Below are 20,340 nucleotides of genomic sequence, written 5' to 3' on the forward strand. Positions count from 1 at the left end.
TTTTTTGTCCAAAAGGGGCAAAAGCCTAGGAACCTGCATAAACTGTAATATCATTGTGACTAAGCGAATGCTTACGAAGCAAGTTTTCTTGCGAGAACTCGAGATTGTGCTTACCAAGCAAGTTTTCTAACGAATACTCGAGTCTATGCTTACGAAGCAAGTTTTCTAACGAAAACTCTAAGGAGGTATGGTGTTGAAAATCCACATTGTCAAAAAGGGCGATACCCTGTACGAGCTTGCGAAAAAATATCAAACCACGTTGGACGAAGTGATCGCACTTAATCCGCAAATTGAACAACCGGACCATCTTGACATCGGGATGAAGGTGAAAATACCCTCCAAACCGAAACCAGTAGGTCCACCTGCTTCAGATTACGTTTATAAACACGTTGTGGAGCAAGGGGATAGCTTATGGAAACTGGGTAAGGCTTGGGATGTACCCCTTCAAGAGATGATTAAGGCGAATCCTCAACTGAAGAATCCTAATGTCCTAATGACGGGAGAAATTGTTTATGTGCCCAAGATGCATCATGAACATGTAGGAGTTACGCCTTTATCGGTGACTAAGCCATCGACAGTACCATTTGCTCAAGTCCCATCAGCTCAGCAGTGGCCTGTTGCAGATTCACATCAGCAACCATTTATGCCCATTGCAGAAGAACCGATAAGTCAAACGCCGCCTGCGCCATTTGTAGAATCAATGCCGCAGGCTGAGGAACCGTTTGTACCTTCGCCTATGACCTCTGTACCAGTCATTCCAGCACCTGAAGTTGGGGTTATAGGTCTCCAAACACCCTACGAGCAGCAAGCGGTCCATCCCTTCAAGCAGTTTCACATTAAAGCGACTGAGGTATTTGCCTATCCAGGTTCCGAGCAACAGGAGGTACCAGAATATCCGGCTTTTTCACCGTATCAGCAGTCTCCATATGAGCAATTTCCGTATCATGCAGAGCCAACCTCCTATCCAATGAGTCAAGATGGTTGTGGCTGCGGTGGCCAATCGATGATGGAACACCCATGGACGACATTCCCGGCGGGTTATCCAACCGGAACAGTAGAAAGTCCGTGGGATGGTTATCAGCATGGCTTCCCTACAGTTCCTGGGTTATTTCCACCAGCATCTCCTTATGACATGCAGCATACTGCACATAATCCGTATGACTTCCAGCAGGCGCAGGCTCCCTTTGAGATGCATCATACTGGGCATAATCCATATGATCCTTATGGGATTCCTTATGCTGGAGCTCATTATCAAGCTCCATATGAGTCACCTATTATGCCACAAGTCCACACGCATGAGCTTGCGGAAGAGACAGATACAGAAGAAGTTGTTGAAATTGACATCCGTTCCGATAAAAAAGCAGATAGGTCAAGCAGCGGCAGTTCTTCAAAAAAAGTGAAATTGTCAGGTACAGGAGCACTCAACGCTTTCTTGAAACGGCAGCAGAGAGCTTCTGAAAAGCGGGACGCCAAGCAAAACGCACCTTGGATTAACTTCTGAAAATGAACAAGAAGCCTCCTAAACCACAGGATTTGTGGAATAGGAGGCTTCTTAGTTTCGTTATGCTATGGATTAGGCAATCATACCCAATGTGAAAAAAGTCATTAAACCGATAACGAAATTCATGCCCCATTTTTTGCGAAGCAATTCACGTCCGCGGTGTAAACGAGTTTTCACTGTTGTAATCGGCAAGTTCAGTTTTTCGCTTATTTCCTGAAGGGAGAGCTCTTCCAGGTAGTAAAGCGTAATGATACTTCTATATTTGTCAGCTAATTTATTAATGGATGTATGCATATGCTCTTGAACTTCTGTTTGGAGAACAACGTGCTCAGGCGACTGATCTTGACTTGCAAGCTTACTGTAATAGCTGTAATCATCGTCATAATCGTTCAACTCGGCATCTAAGGATTGAACAGGTCTTTTTTTGCGCAGCAAGTCAATGGCGACATTTTTACCAATTCGATAAATCCAAGTAGAGAAGTTCTGACTCTCATCAAAGTGGTTTAGGTTCAAATAAACACGGATAAATGTTTCTTGAACAATGTCCTCTGAATCTGGTCTGTTATGAAGCATACGAAAAGCAAGTTTCTGTATTTTGTTACGGTATAACTCGACTAGCTCCACGAAAGCGTTGCGGTCGCCCCGTCTGGATAATTGAATTAATTGAAGTTCTGCCACATTCATGCTGTTCCCCTCCTAATATAGGGATCTTTGAGCGTAGCTCAAAGTCTCTCTGATTTGGGATCTTTGAGCGTAGCTCAAAGTCTCTCTGATTCAAATATATATCGGTTTCCCTGATTAAGTATGTGAATATTTCATCTACTTCTGACTATATCATTTTTGTGGCTACAGTCAAATTTTAAAGCTAGGGAGAGCTCATTTTATACCCATTTGTTACCGAATTCATGGAAGTTTGGTGACTTTTCTGTGCTGGAGTTGGATAGGAGGCTGAAGTTGAGCGTGGTGAGGTTACACCTGACTTATTTTTTTGTACTTCATTCCAAATGGCGACTGCCCCCCATAATAGGACAACTCCTATAATTAGGAGTGTTGTACGTTTGATTCGTTTTCTACCTTTCATGATTGGGCTTCACCGTCCGTCTTGATTGGTTTCATATTCTCCCTCTATGGTAAATGATGTATAGTGTCACATGCAAATGGAAACAATACGGAAAAACGAGAATAGAAGGGGATATCGGTGAATGTACGACAATTTTTGAAGCATTTGAAAAGAAAACTGCGCTGGAAACGTAGTTGGTTGACTTTAGGAATGTTCTTTGCTGTCGTTATGGTTAGCTATATATTATATGCAACTGGGAGCCTTCTAAGTGCTGGTGATAGCCCTGGTGGAGCAGTTAGATCGACCTTTGCCGGTCTTACACCGGTGGACGATCAACGTCTTCAAGAAGCGACGGCAACGCTGAAAAGTATAACGGACAGCAGGCAAAGCTATTTGCTTAAGACTTATGTTTGTGGCGAAGAGCGCAGTCAGTTGGGCCTGCAGACCCCTCAAGAATTATTGAAAATGCAAATGAAGCACCCAAACTGGTTGCTGAGCATAGGGGCGAATGGAGAGGTCACTTTTACCGAAAATATTGATGATTTATCGCCGGCATGCAAGGAAAAGGCGGTATTCGGCATTGACGGCAGCAGTAATCTGTCGCTATTTAATGGAACGCCAGCCAAGGATAATGTGATTCGAACATTTTTTCAATTGAATATTAAGCATTTAGAAAGCAGTCTTCCACGCGAAACGGTGGAGCAGCTCCATGAGGGGATCCGCGTCACTGATTTGGAGGAGTATAATAGCGTATTATCAACTTTCAGCGATTATGCCATGCCGCCTCAAGAGGCTGAACGGGCCATGACAAGTCCTTGATTAGGTGATAGTAAGATGTACGGAAGAGGTAGATCGGGAGTTTCCTGAGTCTATCTCTTTTTTTTGTTATCTGCTATAATGAAATGACTACATATGTTCGCTTTTTTAAAAGATGGGAGAGAATTGCTTTGCGTATTCTAGGTATTGATCCGGGGATCGCGATTGTTGGTTTTGGCTTTATTGATAAGATCGGAAGTAAGCTCATTCCTGTGCAGTATGGTTCAATTCAAACCGAAGCACATACGGATCCTGGGATCAGGCTGAAAGATGTCTATGATGCTACGACGCAATTAATAGAGAAATATAAACCGGACGCGATGTCGATAGAGAAATTGTTCTTTAATCGGAATGTGACGACGGCATTCACTGTAGGACAAGCGCGGGGGGTCATGATTCTTGCGGGTGTCCAGGCTGGGTTGCCAATTGCTGAATATACACCGCTTCAAGTCAAACAATCCGTAGTCGGCTACGGGAATGCCGAGAAACATCAAGTGCAGGAAATGGTCAAAATTTTACTTAAACTATCGCAAATACCTAAACCTGATGATGTGGCGGATGCGCTTGCGATTGCTATTTGTCATGCGCATTCTTCGGCTTTGCAATCTAGGATAAATGAGGTCGGGAAACGATGATAGATTTCTTAAGAGGAAAAGTTGCGCTGCGTGAGAGCGACTATGCTGTGCTGGATGTGAATGGCGTAGGGTATCGTGTATTCTGCCCGAATCCCTTTGCGCTGCCGCATAAAGAAGGTGAAGACGTGACAATGTTCATTCATTATCATGTGCGTGAAGATGCTCACTTGCTATTCGGTTTTATTTCACGGGATGAGCAGTCTTTGTTCCGCTTATTGCTCGATGTAACGGGAATTGGCCCAAAGGTTGCGCTGGGGATTCTTGCTGCAGGTGGAAGACCAGAGGCTGTGATTCTGGCAATTAGCCAGGAGAATCTGGCCTTCTTAACCAAGCTTCCCGGCATCGGAAAGAAGACTGCGCAGCGGATTATTTTGGATCTGAAGGACAAATTGGGTTCGGTAAGCTTCTCAAGCCCGGAAGCTGCGGTAGCCTTAAGCGTGGTCGGATCGGCGCAGCTTAGCGACGGCGGTCATGCCTGGAGCGAAGCGAAGGAAGCGTTGATGACGCTTGGCTACACGGAAGCTGAAGCTGATCGTGCTTGGTTGCAAGTGAAGCCAAAAGCGAATCCGTCGGATTCTGTTGATGTGTTGATGAAGCTTGCGCTGCAAGCTTTGTATACGATGTAGTGAAAGAGGATTGGGCTGACTTAGCCAATTCTTATAGAGTTCGTTTTGCTAAAGCAAAACTTTTAGGAGGATCAACATGGACAATGACCGGATTATATCGGCTAATTTAATGATGGAGGACAACACGATTGAGTACAGCCTACGTCCTCGTTATTTGGCCGAATATATCGGCCAGAAGCAGGCGAAGGAGAACCTCAAAATCTATATAGAAGCTGCCAAGCTGCGTAAGGAAGCGCTTGATCATGTGCTGCTTTATGGACCGCCCGGGCTCGGCAAAACGACGCTGTCCAACATCATCGCCAACGAGCTTGGCGTGAATATCAGAACGACCTCCGGCCCTGCGATCGAGCGGCCGGGTGATTTGGCTGCCATCCTGACGAATTTACAGGAGGGCGATGTGCTCTTCATCGACGAAATTCACCGCCTCCACCGTACGGTGGAAGAGGTGTTGTATCCGGCGATGGAGGACTTTGCCCTTGATATTATCATCGGCAAGGGGCCGAGCGCGCGCTCGGTGCGTCTGGACTTGCCGGCGTTTACCATGATCGGCGCGACGACACGCGTCGGATTGCTTTCTGCGCCGCTGCGCGACCGTTTCGGGGTCGTCAGTCGGCTGGAGTTTTATACGGTGGAGGAGCTCACCTACATCGTCAGCCGAACGGCCGACATCCTGCAGGTCGGCATCGTCGGTGAAGCTGCGCGCGAGATCGGCATGCGCTCGCGGGGAACACCGCGAATCGCGAACCGCTTGCTGAAGCGGGTTCGCGACTTCGCGCAAGTGAAAGGCGATGGCATTATCACGCTGGACATCGCCAAAGAGGCACTCAAGCTCATTCAGGTCGATGACCTTGGACTTGATGAGATTGATCATAAGATGCTGCGCGCCATCATTCAAAGCTTCCAGGGCGGCCCAGTCGGGCTCGAAACGATTGCCGCCACCATCGGTGAAGAGAGTCAGACGATTGAAGACGTCTACGAGCCTTATTTGCTGCAAATTGGATTCTTGCAGCGTACCCCAAGAGGCCGGATGGTAACACCTCAGGCCTATCATCATTTAGGTTTACCGGTGCCGGAACAACGGTAATTCGTGATCTTTTGTCGCAGCTGAAAGGCGGGCAAAAGATTTTTTTGTTTCAGTCGAGTTGTGCTGTGCTAGGGAGTGTTTTTGCCGTCGAGCTTAGAGGTACAAAAGTGGTATTTTGCTTCAGTTGAGTATTGCAGTGCAAGAAAGTTTTTCGGCCTAAACTTTTGTGATAAAAGAAAGTTTCTTTGTTTTCCCTAGGTAGTGGAAGTACAAACGAGACTGTCGATTCATTCATCTTATCTCGTTCACCAATGAGGTGGCTTAAATTTGGAATTCATCATCATATATTCAATATTTGAAGTTGCTGGATGAAATGAATCCATATTCTCGGTTGAATGATGTTGCAGAAAGTGCAACAATTTCTGCCCAGATCTCGCCTCTCTCCCTTCATTGTTGCATCATGTACAACAATAAGGCCCAATAAAAGCCATTTCGCAACAAATGGGGTAGAAATGTTGTACAAACTGCAACTTCAACAGGCAAAATAGCCTTTAGGCGTGTGAAATGTTGTAGAAACAACTACAACATTGGTAACCTCCCAAGCCCAAGTCCTATAAGCTTAGCTAAAGAATTTTTTCACATAGGGATGGTTTATGGTTATTTTTTTTGCCTATTAAAATTCTATCAAACAAAACTTCTTCCAATTCTTAGAGTCTAACTTAGTAGAATGCTGCGAAAGAAAGGAAAACGTGTCGAATGAATTGGAGAAATAAGCTGCTTACCCCTAAGAGATTAGCGTTGATAACGACGGCTGCTTTGACCTTTGGAACATTCCCTGCGCTAGAGCCCCATGCAAATGCAGAGGGGATCAAACATTTGGATCAGATTCGTGTTGCACTTTTGATAGATTCGACGAAATATAAGAAAGTAGAGCCTGTAGTTACCCTTACGGCATCTGGCGGACTGGATATTGCTGTACGTAATTCAGCCGGTACTGCTGCTAAACCGTGGGTCTCGATTCCGGATGCTTCGATTCGCATGTCGATTGATCAGTATAGTATGATTATGCTCGAAACGATGGACTACACATCAGCCAAAGCTTTATATGCTAAATTAGCTGCGATGCCGGAAGATAGTTATGTGTTAAGTAGAGTGAAACAAGGCAGAACTTTGTACCAAGTTTATTACGGCAGCTTCCCTTCTAAGGAAGAAGCCGAGGGCGCAGCGGCGCAAGCGCTTAAAGATACAACTGTTGCGGCGTTAACGAAAACGGTTCCCCCTGTAGTTAAAGGCCCGCTGCATTGGAGTGCGGGTACGTATGCTGATGAGTCATCAGCTTTGCAGCAGGTGCTTGTGTTTAACCAAGCAGGACTGGATGCAGATATTGCAATGCAAGAAGATGTGGCGGGTAAACTAACCTATAGCGTATGGGTTGGTAATGAAGCTAATTCTGGACAATTAGAAGCTGTCAAACAGGCAGCATTACGAGCGACTCCCAATTTGCCTTTACAACCCGTGAATACAAAATTATCCTATTTGCTTCGCAGGTCGGATGTAACGGCTTCCTCCAATGGCTCCATTTCCGTGCCTCATTATGCTGCGGCAGCAGGGGATCAAAAGACGGTGATTCATCCGAAGAGTCAGGGAATTGCAGTCAAGGAGCGTGCTGACCGAAGTTACCGCGGAGACATGGAGATCAGTACCTATCATGGCAGGTTAGCTTTGGTGAATGAAGTGCCGATGGAGCAATATTTATATGCTGTCGTGGGCTCGGAGCTTAGTTCAGGTTGGCCATCAGAGGCGTTGAAGGCACAAGCAGTAGCTGCCCGTACGTTTGCGATCAAACAAGGGAATAGGTATGAGATTGCACACGTTACGGATACAACGTTAGATCAGGCTTACTTTGGGATTCAAAAGGAATTTGATGCGGGAATACAAGCTGTTGATGCTACGAAGGACGAAGTAATATCAGATAAAAATGGACTGATTTCACCTGTATTTTCTTCGAATTCAGGCGGGATGACAGCGGATCCCTCTGAAGTATGGGGGAATCCATCAGCCTATTTGCGCAGTGTGCCAAGCCCTGACGATGGTGCTGAAAAAGGGAAAGCCATCTGGTATCGCATTCAGTTATCCGATGGTCGAACGGGCTACGTGCACAGCATGTACCTCAAAGACACGGGCCAGAAGGGGAAAGAAGGCGCGTCTTACTACGAGGCCACGGAACAAGGTGTGAATGTCCGCACGGCACCGTATGTAGATAATGCGGCTAATCCTCCAATTGCGGGGCTTTCCAATAAAGAGAAAGTGTTAGTACTAGGCCAAGAAAAAGAATCGAATGCCTATTCTTGGATTAGAGGTCCATACACAGCAAATGAGATTAAAAGTAAATTAGCCGCAGCAGATGTAGTTGTAAGCGGAGATCTGCAATCACTTGAAATATCGAAGCGAGGGCCTTCAGGAAGGGTGACCGAACTTAAAGCGAACGGAGTTGTGGTGAAGGTACCTTATCCCGATGCGTTACGTACGGCACTTGGGGGATTACCCAGCACCCGGTTTGAAATTGTACAAGCAGGAAGTTATACTGGTAATACCCCAGCTCCTAGTGGCCTAGCTATTGCTGGTGCAGAAAGTAGTGAGACAAGTAGTGCTGGCTCTGATTCGGTTTATGTGTTGTCTGGTGGTCAGTCACAGCCTACAGCCTTGAAGATAACCGATTTAACGGCTTTAGGTACAGCGGGACAGTCGAAACCAGTGTCTTCGTCGGTAGCCCCAGTGACCCCTCCAAATCCGCAAACGGCAGGTCAAGGCAATCAGTTCATTTTCCGTGGAACAGGCTTTGGACACGGACTTGGCATGTCTCAATGGGGTGCAAGAGGCTATGCCGAATTAGGCTATGATTATAAGAAAATACTTCAGACTTACTATGCTGGAGTCAACATAACTAAGGAATGAATACACAACATGGATGTAGAAGCTTTCGATTTTGAACTACCTGAATCATTGATTGCCCAGACGCCGCTGCTTAATCGCACGGCGTCTAGACTGCTTACGCTGAACAAACAATCAGGTGAGATTAGTCACCGGACTTTTGAGCAGCTAATTGATTATGTAGAAGCCGGGGATTTACTCGTGATGAATGACACACGAGTCATTCCAGCACGGCTTTTTGGTGCGAAGAAAGACACCGGCGCCAAAGTGGAGATTTTGCTCCTGAAGCCCCTGGGCGAGGATCGTTGGGAGGCTTTGGTAAAGCCTGGGAAACGCATGCAATTAGGAGCTGTGGCTGTTTTCGGCGTGAACGCCGATGGGGCCGAGGAAGAAGAACCTTTATTAACAGCGGAAGTTGTGGAAGCCCTAGATATGGGTGGTCGTGTGCTCCAATTTAGTTATACGGGCATTTTCAATGAGATTCTTGACCGATTAGGCGAGATGCCGCTTCCTCCTTATATTAAGGAGCAGTTATCCGAGCGGGAACGTTATCAAACGGTATATGCCAAGCATGAAGGCTCAGCTGCTGCACCAACGGCAGGGCTGCACTTTACCGAAGCCTACTTGGATAAACTTCAAGCTAAGGGTGTCCGTCTTGCATTTGTCACCTTGCATGTCGGGCTTGGGACATTCCGACCTGTATCCGTAGACACCATTGAAGAGCATCGAATGCACGAGGAGTATTATATGCTGTCACCTGAAACGGCAGCACTAATTAATGAAACAAAAATGAAAGGTAAGCGTGTGATTGCTGTGGGGACTACATCTGCGCGAACGTTAGAAACAGCAGCTGGTTTGAGCCGTAAACAAGCAGGTGACGACGCTAAGGAACAATTAGTTATTCAGCCTTCACAGGGCTGGACTTCCATTTTTATTTATCCGGGGTATACGTTCGGTGTGGTGGATGCTTTGTTAACCAATTTCCACTTGCCTAAGTCAACCCTGCTTATGCTGATTAGCGCATTAGCTGGGCGAACGAATGTGTTGCAAGCTTATGAAGAAGCTGTTCGAGAGCAGTATCGCTTTTTTAGTTTTGGAGATGCCATGTTAATTTACTAAGTTCATTGATCAGAAAGACGCTTAGAATAGGAAGTTAGGAAGTGGATGTATTGGCAGCAGCAGTTACTTACGAACCAATCAAAACATGTAAACAATCCGGAGCACGTCTTGGACGCGTTCACACCCCTCACGGTGTCATTGAAACCCCCGCCTTCATGCCAGTTGGCACACAGGCGACGGTCAAGACAATGAGCCCTGAGGAATTGAAGACGATGGATGCTCATATTATTTTAAGTAATACATATCATCTCTTCATCAGACCGGGCCATGATATTGTGAAAGCCGCTGGCGGTTTGCATAAATTCATGAATTGGGACCGACCTATTTTGACAGACAGCGGCGGGTTTCAAGTATTCAGTCTAAGTGACATGCGTAAGATTACAGAAGAAGGCGTACAGTTTAAGTCTCACTTGAATGGGGACAAGCTGTTTCTTTCCCCAGAGAAAGCCATGGAGATTCAGAATGCGCTTGGTTCAGATATTATGATGGCATTTGACGAATGTCCGCCTTTCCCAGCAGAATACGAATATGTGAAGAAATCACTTGAGCGTACAACGCGTTGGGCTGAGCGCTGTCTGCAAAGTCATAGTCGACCGAATGATCAAGGATTGTTTGCTATCATTCAAGGAGGCATGCATGAAGATCTTCGCAGGTTGAGTGCCGAGCAGTTGACTTCCATGGATTTCCCGGGGTATGCTATTGGTGGACTGAGTGTTGGAGAACCTAAGCATTTGATGTACGAAGTACTGGATTATACAACACCTCTTATGCCTGCGAACAAACCTCGCTATTTGATGGGTGTAGGTTCGCCAGATGCTTTAATTGAAGGCTCTATCCGCGGTATCGATATGTTTGATTGCGTATTGCCAACAAGGATAGCCAGGAATGGGACATGTATGACTAGCGAAGGCCGGCTTGTTATTCGTAATGCTAAGCATGCGACCGACTTTGGTCCGCTGGACCCCAAATGTACATGTTATACCTGTACCAACTACAGCCGGGCTTATATTCGTCATTTAATTAAAGCGGATGAGACCTTCGGAATCAGATTGACTACCATTCATAACCTTCACTTTCTACTACAGCTTATGCGTGAAGTCAGAGAAGCTATTAAGGAAGATCGTTTACTTGATTTCCGCGATGACTTCTTTGCAGCATATGGGCTGAATGATAATGAAAGAGGATTCTAAGAGAGGAGGATACCTATGTTTCTATTGGCTGAAGGAACTGCCGATACAGGTGCGGTAGGATATTTGTATACATACGGGCCCTTAGTGCTCATGTTCGTTGTTCTCTACTTCCTACTTATTCGTCCACAGCAGAAAAGACAGAAAACCCGTAATCAAATGCTTGGAGGATTGAAAAAAGGGGATAAGGTCGTTACCATTGGTGGGCTTCACGGAACGATTATGGAAATCACAGACGACATTTGTGTACTTCGTGTCAACGATGCGACAAAAATGACATTTGATCGTTCTGCTATCAATGCTGTTTCTCAAACAACAGCAAAAGAATAAAATAAAAAAGCGAGATCCTTCAATCAGGTTCTCGCTTTTTATTTGGTTTTCTACAAAGTGATTATAGTTCATTATTCTTTAAGCGTTTTAGCAGAGCTTGCTCGCCAAGAACGAGACGGCCGTCGGCAATGCGTAAGCCAACTCTGGCTGCTACGACACCAAGCACAACTCCGGCACACATGTCAGACAACCAGTGGATGCCCAGATAAAAGATCGTGAAAATAATAAATGCCGAAGAGCAAGGAACGAATATTTTCCAAAACGTACTGCGGCTCTTCACTGCAATTACTGCCATCGAAACCGAGATCGATGTATGCAAGCTTGGGAAACAATTATCAAGTCCAGAGAGTGGCCGATAATCTTGCTCAAAGGTTGGGAACACATCTAGGATTAAAAGCTTAACATTAGGATGAAACGACCAAACTTCGTTAACTGGGAAAAACAGATAGAATGGAATAGCGATCATATAGTTGAACATGAGTGCGTAGCAAATGGCGTAAAAAAGTTTATAATTTTTTTGGTACGTATAAAGTGCAATCGATGCTATCATTACAGCAGGAAAAATGACCACATAAAAATAACTGCTTACTAAAGTCAATGTATCGTTATGGAAAAAGTGCTGAATGGCTGAAACAAAGTTGCCTTCAATGCCATAGATCGACTTGGTGAAATCGGTTTTGATATCGATGCTTTTTTCAACCCACATCTCGACTTTATTAAAAAATAGGATCGTAATCAGTGCCACAAAGTGAATGAGATACTTTCGAGAAGTAAATATTTCTTGAACAAAGCTTCCAGCAATATTAAATGGACTTTTGCGTGTCGCAGCAATCAGGAAAATTAAAACAGTAATCACTATATAGACCGTTGCATGCGTCATAGAATGAAAAGGGCTCATGGTGTTTTCCCCCTAATATTGGAAATTATTTGCGGCAATAACTATGATATTATACCACAATCTAAGGGGGAAAGTGATATCTTCACGGAAACGTCTTATTTTTGCGTGTTAACGCCGAGTATTCCACCTAATGCTCCTGACACGAAAAGGATACATAGTAATTGAAGGGATTGAAGATTTAAACCTGCATCGAATGCAAGAAATCCCACCAAAAATATGAGGATAAAATAAACAAAACCAACAATACCCCCATGATACCAGCCGCGGTTTCCAGCTCTTTTGCCTGAAACCCAGCCACCAATAAATAAAGAAACTGCATGAATAATCGTAGTTAAAATATGCAGAGAGCTCTCTTGTGTGCTGGTTAAAAGAAGAAATAAAGACGTTACTATGGTTCCAATTGTCATCATGCTTAATGAATAAACAAGTCCGGAAAATAAAGGAGACGTTATTCGAACCTGGCTGACCGTTTTCATAGGGTTCACAGGCCACCAATCCTTTCGTATATTCGTTCTTTTCATTTAACATCATTGTATGGCCAAGCACATAGAATTAGTACAGACTGTTCAAAGGGAAGTGGATAATTATGACGGAATTTTCTCAAGGTCCAGCTTTATGGCAAGCTATTATTGCCTTAATCATTTTTGCCGCGGCTTATGTTTGTATCTTGATTGAGAAATGGGATCGGATGTATACAGTATTAGGTGGAGCCCTTCTGATGGTAATTGTGGGTATTGTTCCTCTTGGAAAGGCAGTTACAATTTACGCGAACTGGCGAGTTCTTTTACTTATTACAAGCTTATTTGTTATTTCAAGCGTTTTTCAGAAAACCGGTATTATCGATTACACGGCAAGTCATATTCTACGAAAGTTTCGTTTAAAGCCAATTACAGTTCTACTTAGTTTGTCAGTCCTTTCTGCGATCATATCAGCGCTTTTGGACGGTTTACTAGCTATAGCTGTACTGGTGCCCATCTTGCTGAAGACGACGAAAATGATGAAATTGTCACCAGTCCCTTTTCTGATTAGCATTCTCTTATCCGTGAATATTGGAGGAGCTGCAACGCTCATGGGGAATTTGCCTAACCGAATGATTGGAGCTGCAGAGAACATATCAAATGGGGAAATGCTTATAAAGCTCGGGCCTCTTGTAATTATCTTGCTGGCCAACGTATATCTCGTAATATGGTTGATTTACGGGAAGAAGATGATTGTGGCAGAGTCGTATAAAAGAGAGCTGCTTACTTTACAACCCGCCTCTTATTTGGCTTCAGATCGATGGTTCCTTGCTGGGAGCTGTTTAATCACCGGACTGACGTTGTTGGCTTTGTTCCTTCAAGGTGTTCTTGGATGGAATGCTTCGTATATTGCTGCATGTGGGGCAGTGACTTTATTGGCTTTAAACTATAAAGAACTAGTCCAATTGGTGAAAAGAAGAGATTATCTTTCTGTATGGCAAGGTTTGAGAGAAACACAATTGCTCTTTTTCTTTGGATTATTCATCATGATTGGCGGTTTAACATATGCGGGGATTAGCGGATTTATTGCAATGAGAGGTTTAGAAATCAGTCAAGGGAACATCCCCTTCTTATCCATTCTTCTGTTATGGCTTACTGGCTTTGGCTCTGCCATGATGGACTACATTCCTTATACGGCAGCCATGATTCCAATCGTAGATCATATGGGCAGCATGCTGCAAAATGCAAATGGTATCTCAACCGTTTCCTCCTTATGGTGGTCCTTAATCGTTGGAACTGCCGTTGGGAGCGGGGTAACTCTTCTGAGTTCTATGACCAGCATGTATGCGGCCGCTCTTTCTGATCAGGAAGGAGGAGGGCTAACTCAACGTGGCTATTTTATCGTGGCAGCCCCAATTTCCCTGCTTTTATTCATAGCAGCTACTATTTATTTCAAGTTGTTTCTGTAGGAATTGCCAACAATTGAATACGTAAATTCTGCATGATGAAGTGCATGAGCGGTCAGAATACCATTGAACTCCGGGAACAAGCAAGAGCTTAATCAGGGGAGGCTAACAATGGAGATTCTGACCATTTTTTTACGTACCGTGCTGATCTATTTTGTTGTTTTTCTCATGTTAAGGATCATGGGGAAACGTGAAATTGGTAAACTTTCGCTGTTTGATCTTGTGATCTCGATTATGATTGCAGAAATTGCAGTCTTTGTTATTGAGGATACCGAGAAACCACTCATGGATGGGCTTGTCCCTATGACAACGCTGGTGCTCATCCAAATCTTAATTGCATTTATTACGTTAAAAAGTAGAATGGTTCGAGTTCTTTTTGACGGAAAACCGAGCGTCTTAATCAACAAAGGTAAGATTGACCGGGAGGAAATGAAGAAGCATCGATATAATTTAGATGATTTGATGCAGCAGCTAAGACAAAATAAGATTATCAATGTGGCAGACGTGGAGTTCGCGGTGTTAGAACCTTCGGGGAAATTAAGTGTATTGGAAAGAAAAGTAAAAGAGACAGAGACAAAGACTGTGGAAGTTACAAAGCCTGAGACAGCCGAAGTCAGTGATGGAATAAAAGGGACGATTCGCTATGAAGGACTTCCGCTGCCTCTCATTATGGATGGTAAAGTGCAAGATGAGAATTTGGATAAAATAGGAAAAACCAGATTTTGGCTGAAAAATCAGCTCCAAGCTAAAGGAGTGCGTGATTTTAAAGAAGTGTTTTACTTCTCCATTGATCATAAAGGGCGAATGTTTCTAGATCGAAAAAGATAAGTTGCTCATCAGCGAATGATTTTTTTGCCCATGTTCATAAGCCGGCTTATATCCTTTAAGCTAATTAGGCGAAATACAGTAATGAACATTAAATACACAATAAACCCTATTAGAAATGAGGTTAAAAAACGAAGCCAATCGGTTGAAGTCCAAGGCGTGTACATGACGAAGTAACTGCAGAGCCCGGAAAGCGCCATAGCCGCTCCAATTTTACCGAAATCACTGCCTTCCATACGAAATTTCAACAGGCGTACAACACTATTCCAATGCAGAAGCGTTACCAAGACGATGTTCACATTGATGGCAAAAACAGCTCCGTGTATGCCCATTTCCGGCTTGCTGGCTAACCAATAGATAAGAATAAGCTTAACAGATGAGCCAATCAAGGTGTTGATTAAAGCGGCTCCTGGCTTATTCAATGCCTGCAAGGCGGACTGTAACGGAGCTTGAAAATAAATAAATATCGCGATAGGAGCCATCATTTTCAACATGACCCCTACATCGGGTTGATTGTACATGTAGGTACAGATCGGTTCAGCCAGAACGAACATAAGAACAGCGAATGGAGCGCCGGTTACTAAAGCCAGTTTCAAGGCTTGATGCAGCCGCATGTGAATCGTTTTGATATCTTTACGGGCAAGGGCTTCACTTAAAGAGGGAACGAGCGAGACCGACAATGACATCGTAAGAGCGCTAGGCAGAAGTATGATGGGGATAATCATCCCTTGTAAGGCACCATATTGGGCTGTAGCCAATGAAGTTGAAATACCGGCAATCGCTAGACTTTGTGCAATCAGAATGGATTCAAACAGGTAGGAGCTTGCCCCAATCAATTTACTGCCTGTTATAGGGATAGCAATTCGCATAATCCTACGAAAATTTGTAAGCCGGCCATTCGTTTTATTCGCACCAATTTGCGCGATAGGAGCTTTGGGAGATGCTTTCTTGTCGTACTTGAAATGGATGGCTAAGACGACGAGGCCGCCAATTTCTCCTGCTAGGACACCCATCATTGCCCCGGCTGCTGCATATTCGATCCCATAGGGGATCATGACATACGAACAAACGAGAACCATGACAATACGGATGAGTGTCTCCATAATTTGAGAAGTAGCGGTAGGGATCATATTCTGTCTTCCCTGAAAATAGCCGCGATACACAGCGGAGATTCCGATGATCGGGATCATTGGACTCATACACAGGAATGTGTAGTAAACTCGTGAGTCTGTTAATAAATGAGATGTAATCCACGAAGCTCCTACAACACAAGCGATCGTAAATACGATACTGAGACAAATGGTAATGGCTAACGAAATTTTTAGAATACTGCGGATTCTCGTTTCGTTGTGTTCAGCCTCTGCTTCTGCTATCAACTTAGCAATTGCGACAGGTATCCCACCTGTTATAATAGTTAAGATGACGGACAAGAATGGCCAGCCCATATGATAAATACCGATACCTTCAGCACCGATGACACGCGGTAATGTAATTCTAGGTATGAAGCCAAGAATACGGTTCAAAATGCCTGCGGCTAACAGGATCATCGTGCCTCTAATAAACGACTGCTTGGTCACTGCCATTCCCTCTTCCGATACGTGTCATATCCTATGACTATGCGAAGGCTGGCCAAGCTCATGCTAACATTTTGTGGACAGGTCGCAGTTTGCAGGAAAATGGTGGATGAACAGCGAATTATTCTAATTGAGTACAGGTAAGTCAGACCTTAGGAGGTTCTCCCAATGAACGGAGAAGATAACGATCAAGTACCTCATCATCCTGAGGACATTAAGAATGAACAGTCAGAGGTTAGCGAGACAGCATCCATAGACTCAGATGAAGATGAGGTTTCCCTTACGGATATAGAACTCAATGAGCTTATCGAAAGCTTATGTCTAAGCAAAGTTGAAGAATTTATTATGCTTGGCTACGAACATGTGAGCGGGAAAGATATATGGGATTGCGTTAGTGACAAATACCGTAAAACAGGTGTCCCTTCGCTCCATCAAATCGTAAATGACATTTTGTCGCTCAAATCAACGGCGTTCATGAACTGGATGACGATTAGTATGTATAGAGGGGCCCAATTCTAAGAATGGGCTTATTTTTACGTGAAACGACTTAAATTGACTCGATTTTCAGACCTGAGTATAATAGGCATATTGAGTATGGAAGGGAGACAAGCAAGAGATGGTGGATTGGAAACGAATATCGTTCTTTTTTCTAACGGTTGTGATTGTTCTCGGCGCGATCGGAGCAACAAGCCCTAGTCTAGTAGATCGAATTAAGCTTGGATTAGATTTAAAAGGCGGGTTTGAAATTTTATACACCGCAGAGCCTTTGGCTGCTGGTGCACCATTGACGAAGGAAACGCTTACGCAAGCAGCAGAAAGTCTTGCGAAACGAGCTGACTCCCTTGGTGTAGCCGAACCTGAGGTTTATCCGGAAGGAACGGATCGCATTCGTGTACGTCTTGCGGGTGTGAAAAATGAGGAAGAAGTTAGAGGCTTAATGTCTAAGCCTTCGGTACTTACCTTCAGAGGTCCGGATGGAACGGTTTATATGAACGGGACAGATTTCGTAGAAAACGCGGCTAAATTAAGCTACGATCCGAATACGAAGCAACCGATTGTCGAAATCAAGATGAAAAGCAGAGAGAAATTTAAAGAAGTAACGACTAAGCTTGTTGGAAGTACCTTGTCCATCTACTTGGATGATGAAGTGAAGTCGACAGCATCTGTTAATTTTCCCATTGACAGTGATTCAGCGATTATTACACAAACAAGTGTAGCGGAAGCAACGAAAGTAGCCAAGATGATTAACTTGGGTGCGATGCCATTGAAATTAACAGAGAAATATATCCAGCGTGTGGATGCCACTTTAGGCCAAGCATCGCTTCACCAAACGGCTAGAGCTGGTTTGATTGCTTCGATCTTAATCTTTATCTTCATGGTACTGTATTACCGTGTGCCAGGACTTGTGGCTGCCTTTACACTGATTACTTACGTATGGGTACTACTGGCTATATTTGACTTTATGAATGCGACACTCACGCTTCCAGGTATTGCGGCCCTCGTCTTGGGAGCAGGTATGGCGGTTGATGCGAACATTATCACCTATGAAAGAATACGCGAGGAGATCCGTGCAGGTAAGAGTATTCTCTCATCCTTGAAGTCGGGATCCAAACACTCACTTCGTACGATCATGGACGCTAACGTAACAAATTTAATTGCAGGTATTGTTCTTTATTATGTCGGGAATGGCGCCATTCGTGGATTCGCGGTTATAACGATGATGAGTATTATTATCAGTATCTTAACGAACGTATTGTTCTCCAGATGGCTGCTTCATCTTATCATACGGGGCAACTTGCTGAAAAAGCCAAGTTATTTCGGTGTGAAGGAGGCAGACATTCGTGGACTCTAAGAAAAAGTTTGATTTTGTAAAAAACCGCAATAAATTTTTTGTCGTTTCGATAGCTTTACTTGTTATTGGACTAGCCGTTATGCTGTTCTCAGGCATGAACTTCGGTGTTGATTTTAAAGCAGGAACGAATATTGATCTTGTCGTTGGCAAGCAACTAGACAAGGCCAAGGTTGAAGAGATTTTACATACTCTTACAACGAATGGCGATGTAAAATCGAACTTTGCGGATCCAACAATCGGCGGTAATAACAGTGATCGTGTCTCCATCCGATTCGATGATGTTTTGAATGATGATACGGTTAATAAAATCCAAAAAGCATTCGCAACTGCTTATGGCACTGAGGTTTCCAAAGAAATCAACACCGTTGATCCACAATTAGCGAAGGAATTGTTGCTTAAAGCGGTATATGCTGTTGCCATTTCCAGCGTTTTGATTTGTTTGTATGTCAGTATTCGTTTCGAATGGCGCTTTGCCGTAGCAGCGATTATTGCCATACTTCATGATGCTTTTATGGTTATCGCCGTGTTTGCGATTTTCCGCCTTGAAGTGAACTTACCGTTCCTAGCGGCTGTTTTGACCACAATCGGTTATTCCATCAATGATAAAATCGTTATTTTTGACCGTATTCGTGAAAATCTACGATTTGCTAAACTCAAAACGGACGCGGATCTCGTTGCATTAGTCAACGATAGTATCTGGCAGACGATGGCGCGTAACATCAATACCGTATTAGTGGTGTTGTTAGCCGCAGGCTGTTTGTATATTTTCGGTAGTGAGTCCATTAAACTTTTCGCACTTGCGAAATTAATCGGTTTAACAAGTGGAGCTTATTCGTCTATTTTCATTGCATGTTCTCTGTGGTATTTATTGAAAAGAAAATCTTTAAGTAGTTCTAAAAAGAAAGCTGCAGCGTAATAACCATAATAACCGGCCGCGTGAATGTTGCGCGGCCTTTGTATCCGTTCAGGGGGAGTGTACACGTGAATGACGAGCGTTTTCAAAAGACAGAACTCACTGTCTGGGTAGGTCTTGCCGGCAATGTAGCTCTTGCCTGTCTCAAGGTTATTGTTGGGTTTATGTCGCAAAGTAAAGCACTTCTCGCTGACGCGGTACATTCAGCATCTGAGGCAGTAAGTTCTGTTGATGCATTAATTAAACGAAGAGCTGCAGAAGTGGTGCCTCAAGAAGCTTACCCTAATCGTCAAGATAAGAAGGTATCCATCACATCTATTCTGCTGTCGATAGTTATTCTAGTCCTAGGTGTTGAACTGGGCATCTCAACCATCAAATCCATATGGGTCGACGTAGAGCATGCTCCTAAGGTGTATGCACTTGTTGCCATTGGGATTTCGCTCTTGGTAAAAGAGATGATGTTTCAATATACATACAGGTTGGGCAAGCGTTTGGGGTCTCAGGAATTAATTGCTAATAGCTGGGGACACCGTTCCGATATATACTCTTCTATTGTAGCTCTCATAGGTGTGCTAGGTGCTTTAATGGGCAATTACCTAAACCTATCTTTCCTTTATTATTTGGATTCACTTGCGGGATTATTTATATCTCTAATGGTGGTGAAGATGGGATATTCGTTACTTAAGGAAGCTTTACATACGAAATCGGATTACGTATTGCTGCAGGAAGATGCCGCTGAACTGATTGCTGCCGTACAAATGATTAAAGGCGTAATAACCGTCGATGATTTGCAGGCAAGGGAACATGGCCATTATGTCGTTGTCGTTATCAAAATTAGCGTGAATCCAAGGGTATCTGTTTGGGAAGGGCATGAAGTCTCCAAAAAGATTAAAAAGCAGTTGATGAAACGATTCCATCATGTTTCCGATGTTTTTGTTCAAGTAAACCCTTATGATGCAGGATATCCTTACAAAAATAATACGGATTCCGAACTTAATGAATCTTCCGTTATTCACTAAAAAAGCGCATTGCAAAGCAAAACGCTAAGACTATGCATACGAAGACAGTTTTCCATACGGAAAACTCTTAGCTAATGCTTACGAAGAAAGTTTTGCAAAGCAAAAC

19 protein-coding genes are annotated in these 20,340 nt (G+C 44.0%); 15 read left to right on the forward strand and 4 right to left on the reverse strand.

Annotation, left to right across the window (positions count from 1 at the left end; genetic code table 11):
- Positions 1 to 193: 193 nt before the first annotated feature.
- Complete coding sequence (locus NYR53_RS08950) at positions 194 to 1,501, forward strand: LysM peptidoglycan-binding domain-containing protein (RefSeq protein ID WP_261304847.1); 1,308 nt, start codon at positions 194 to 196, stop codon at positions 1,499 to 1,501.
- 72 nt (positions 1,502 to 1,573) lie between these two features.
- Here the strand turns inward: NYR53_RS08950 and sigW are convergent, their stop codons facing one another.
- Positions 1,574 to 2,185: an RNA polymerase sigma factor SigW gene (gene sigW / locus NYR53_RS08955; RefSeq protein ID WP_261304848.1), complete on the reverse strand. Its 612-nt coding sequence runs from the start codon at positions 2,183 to 2,185 to the stop codon at positions 1,574 to 1,576.
- A 541-nt stretch (positions 2,186 to 2,726) separates the two neighbouring features.
- Here sigW and NYR53_RS08960 point away from each other — a divergent pair.
- From NYR53_RS08960 to yajC, 8 genes are all read left to right on the forward strand, one after another.
- On the forward strand, positions 2,727 to 3,380 hold the full coding sequence (locus NYR53_RS08960; RefSeq protein WP_261304849.1) for a BofC C-terminal domain-containing protein: 654 nt from the start codon (positions 2,727 to 2,729) through the stop codon (positions 3,378 to 3,380).
- 128 nt (positions 3,381 to 3,508) lie between these two features.
- Positions 3,509 to 4,012 carry a crossover junction endodeoxyribonuclease RuvC gene (gene ruvC / locus NYR53_RS08965; protein WP_029194685.1) on the forward strand — a complete coding sequence of 168 codons (504 nt, stop codon included), beginning with the start codon at positions 3,509 to 3,511 and terminating at the stop codon, positions 4,010 to 4,012.
- Positions 4,009 to 4,638, forward strand: coding sequence for a Holliday junction branch migration protein RuvA (gene ruvA / locus NYR53_RS08970; RefSeq protein WP_261304850.1), 630 nt, complete (start codon positions 4,009 to 4,011; stop codon positions 4,636 to 4,638). The genes ruvC and ruvA overlap by 4 nt, the downstream gene beginning before the upstream one ends.
- A 76-nt stretch (positions 4,639 to 4,714) precedes the next feature.
- Complete coding sequence (ruvB, locus tag NYR53_RS08975) at positions 4,715 to 5,722, forward strand: Holliday junction branch migration DNA helicase RuvB (protein WP_056836283.1); 1,008 nt, start codon at positions 4,715 to 4,717, stop codon at positions 5,720 to 5,722.
- Between the two features lie 696 nt (positions 5,723 to 6,418).
- A complete protein-coding gene (locus tag NYR53_RS08980) occupies positions 6,419 to 8,617 on the forward strand; it encodes a SpoIID/LytB domain-containing protein (protein ID WP_261304851.1) in 2,199 nt (732 codons plus the stop codon).
- A gap of 9 nt (positions 8,618 to 8,626) precedes the next feature.
- Complete coding sequence (gene queA / locus NYR53_RS08985; RefSeq protein ID WP_261304852.1) at positions 8,627 to 9,712, forward strand: tRNA preQ1(34) S-adenosylmethionine ribosyltransferase-isomerase QueA; 1,086 nt, start codon at positions 8,627 to 8,629, stop codon at positions 9,710 to 9,712.
- 50 nt (positions 9,713 to 9,762) lie between these two features.
- The gene (tgt, locus tag NYR53_RS08990) at positions 9,763 to 10,902 is read left to right on the forward strand and encodes a tRNA guanosine(34) transglycosylase Tgt (protein WP_261306307.1); all 1,140 of its coding nucleotides are present in this window, start codon (positions 9,763 to 9,765) and stop codon (positions 10,900 to 10,902) included.
- Positions 10,903 to 10,917: 15 nt separating this feature from the next.
- Entirely contained in the window at positions 10,918 to 11,229 is a 312-nt protein-coding gene (yajC, locus tag NYR53_RS08995; protein WP_261304853.1) for a preprotein translocase subunit YajC, read from the forward strand.
- Positions 11,230 to 11,290: 61 nt separating this feature from the next.
- On the opposite strand, the gene NYR53_RS09000 is transcribed toward yajC, so the two are convergent.
- Positions 11,291 to 12,127, reverse strand: coding sequence for a phosphatase PAP2 family protein (locus NYR53_RS09000; RefSeq protein WP_261304854.1), 837 nt, complete (start codon positions 12,125 to 12,127; stop codon positions 11,291 to 11,293).
- A 95-nt stretch (positions 12,128 to 12,222) separates the two neighbouring features.
- Positions 12,223 to 12,603, reverse strand: a complete 381-nt coding sequence (locus tag NYR53_RS09005) for a TIGR04086 family membrane protein (protein WP_261304855.1) — start codon at positions 12,601 to 12,603, stop codon at positions 12,223 to 12,225.
- Positions 12,604 to 12,713: 110 nt separating this feature from the next.
- Between NYR53_RS09005 and NYR53_RS09010 the strand changes: the two genes are divergently transcribed.
- Both NYR53_RS09010 and NYR53_RS09015 read left to right on the forward strand, forming a co-directional pair.
- Positions 12,714 to 14,054 carry an ArsB/NhaD family transporter gene (locus NYR53_RS09010; protein ID WP_261304856.1) on the forward strand — a complete coding sequence of 447 codons (1,341 nt, stop codon included), beginning with the start codon at positions 12,714 to 12,716 and terminating at the stop codon, positions 14,052 to 14,054.
- A 108-nt stretch (positions 14,055 to 14,162) separates the two neighbouring features.
- Positions 14,163 to 14,879, forward strand: coding sequence for a DUF421 domain-containing protein (locus tag NYR53_RS09015; RefSeq protein ID WP_261304857.1), 717 nt, complete (start codon positions 14,163 to 14,165; stop codon positions 14,877 to 14,879).
- 8 nt (positions 14,880 to 14,887) lie between these two features.
- On the opposite strand, the gene spoVB is transcribed toward NYR53_RS09015, so the two are convergent.
- On the reverse strand, positions 14,888 to 16,453 hold the full coding sequence (gene spoVB, locus NYR53_RS09020; protein WP_261304858.1) for a stage V sporulation protein B: 1,566 nt from the start codon (positions 16,451 to 16,453) through the stop codon (positions 14,888 to 14,890).
- A gap of 165 nt (positions 16,454 to 16,618) precedes the next feature.
- Here spoVB and NYR53_RS09025 point away from each other — a divergent pair, with 165 nt between their 5' ends.
- From NYR53_RS09025 to NYR53_RS09040, 4 genes are all read left to right on the forward strand, one after another.
- Entirely contained in the window at positions 16,619 to 16,969 is a 351-nt protein-coding gene (locus NYR53_RS09025; RefSeq protein WP_367618632.1) for a post-transcriptional regulator, read from the forward strand.
- Positions 16,970 to 17,069: 100 nt separating this feature from the next.
- On the forward strand, positions 17,070 to 18,302 hold the full coding sequence (secD, locus tag NYR53_RS09030; RefSeq protein WP_261306309.1) for a protein translocase subunit SecD: 1,233 nt from the start codon (positions 17,070 to 17,072) through the stop codon (positions 18,300 to 18,302).
- On the forward strand, positions 18,292 to 19,218 hold the full coding sequence (gene secF / locus NYR53_RS09035) for a protein translocase subunit SecF (protein ID WP_261304859.1): 927 nt from the start codon (positions 18,292 to 18,294) through the stop codon (positions 19,216 to 19,218). Before secD ends, secF begins: the two co-directional genes overlap by 11 nt.
- 65 nt (positions 19,219 to 19,283) lie before the next feature.
- A complete protein-coding gene (locus NYR53_RS09040) occupies positions 19,284 to 20,234 on the forward strand; it encodes a cation diffusion facilitator family transporter (protein WP_261304860.1) in 951 nt (316 codons plus the stop codon).
- Positions 20,235 to 20,340: the final 106 nt, after the last annotated feature.

The organism is Paenibacillus andongensis, from assembly GCF_025369935.1.
In the GTDB taxonomy this organism is placed as follows: domain Bacteria; phylum Bacillota; class Bacilli; order Paenibacillales; family NBRC-103111; genus Paenibacillus_E; species Paenibacillus_E andongensis.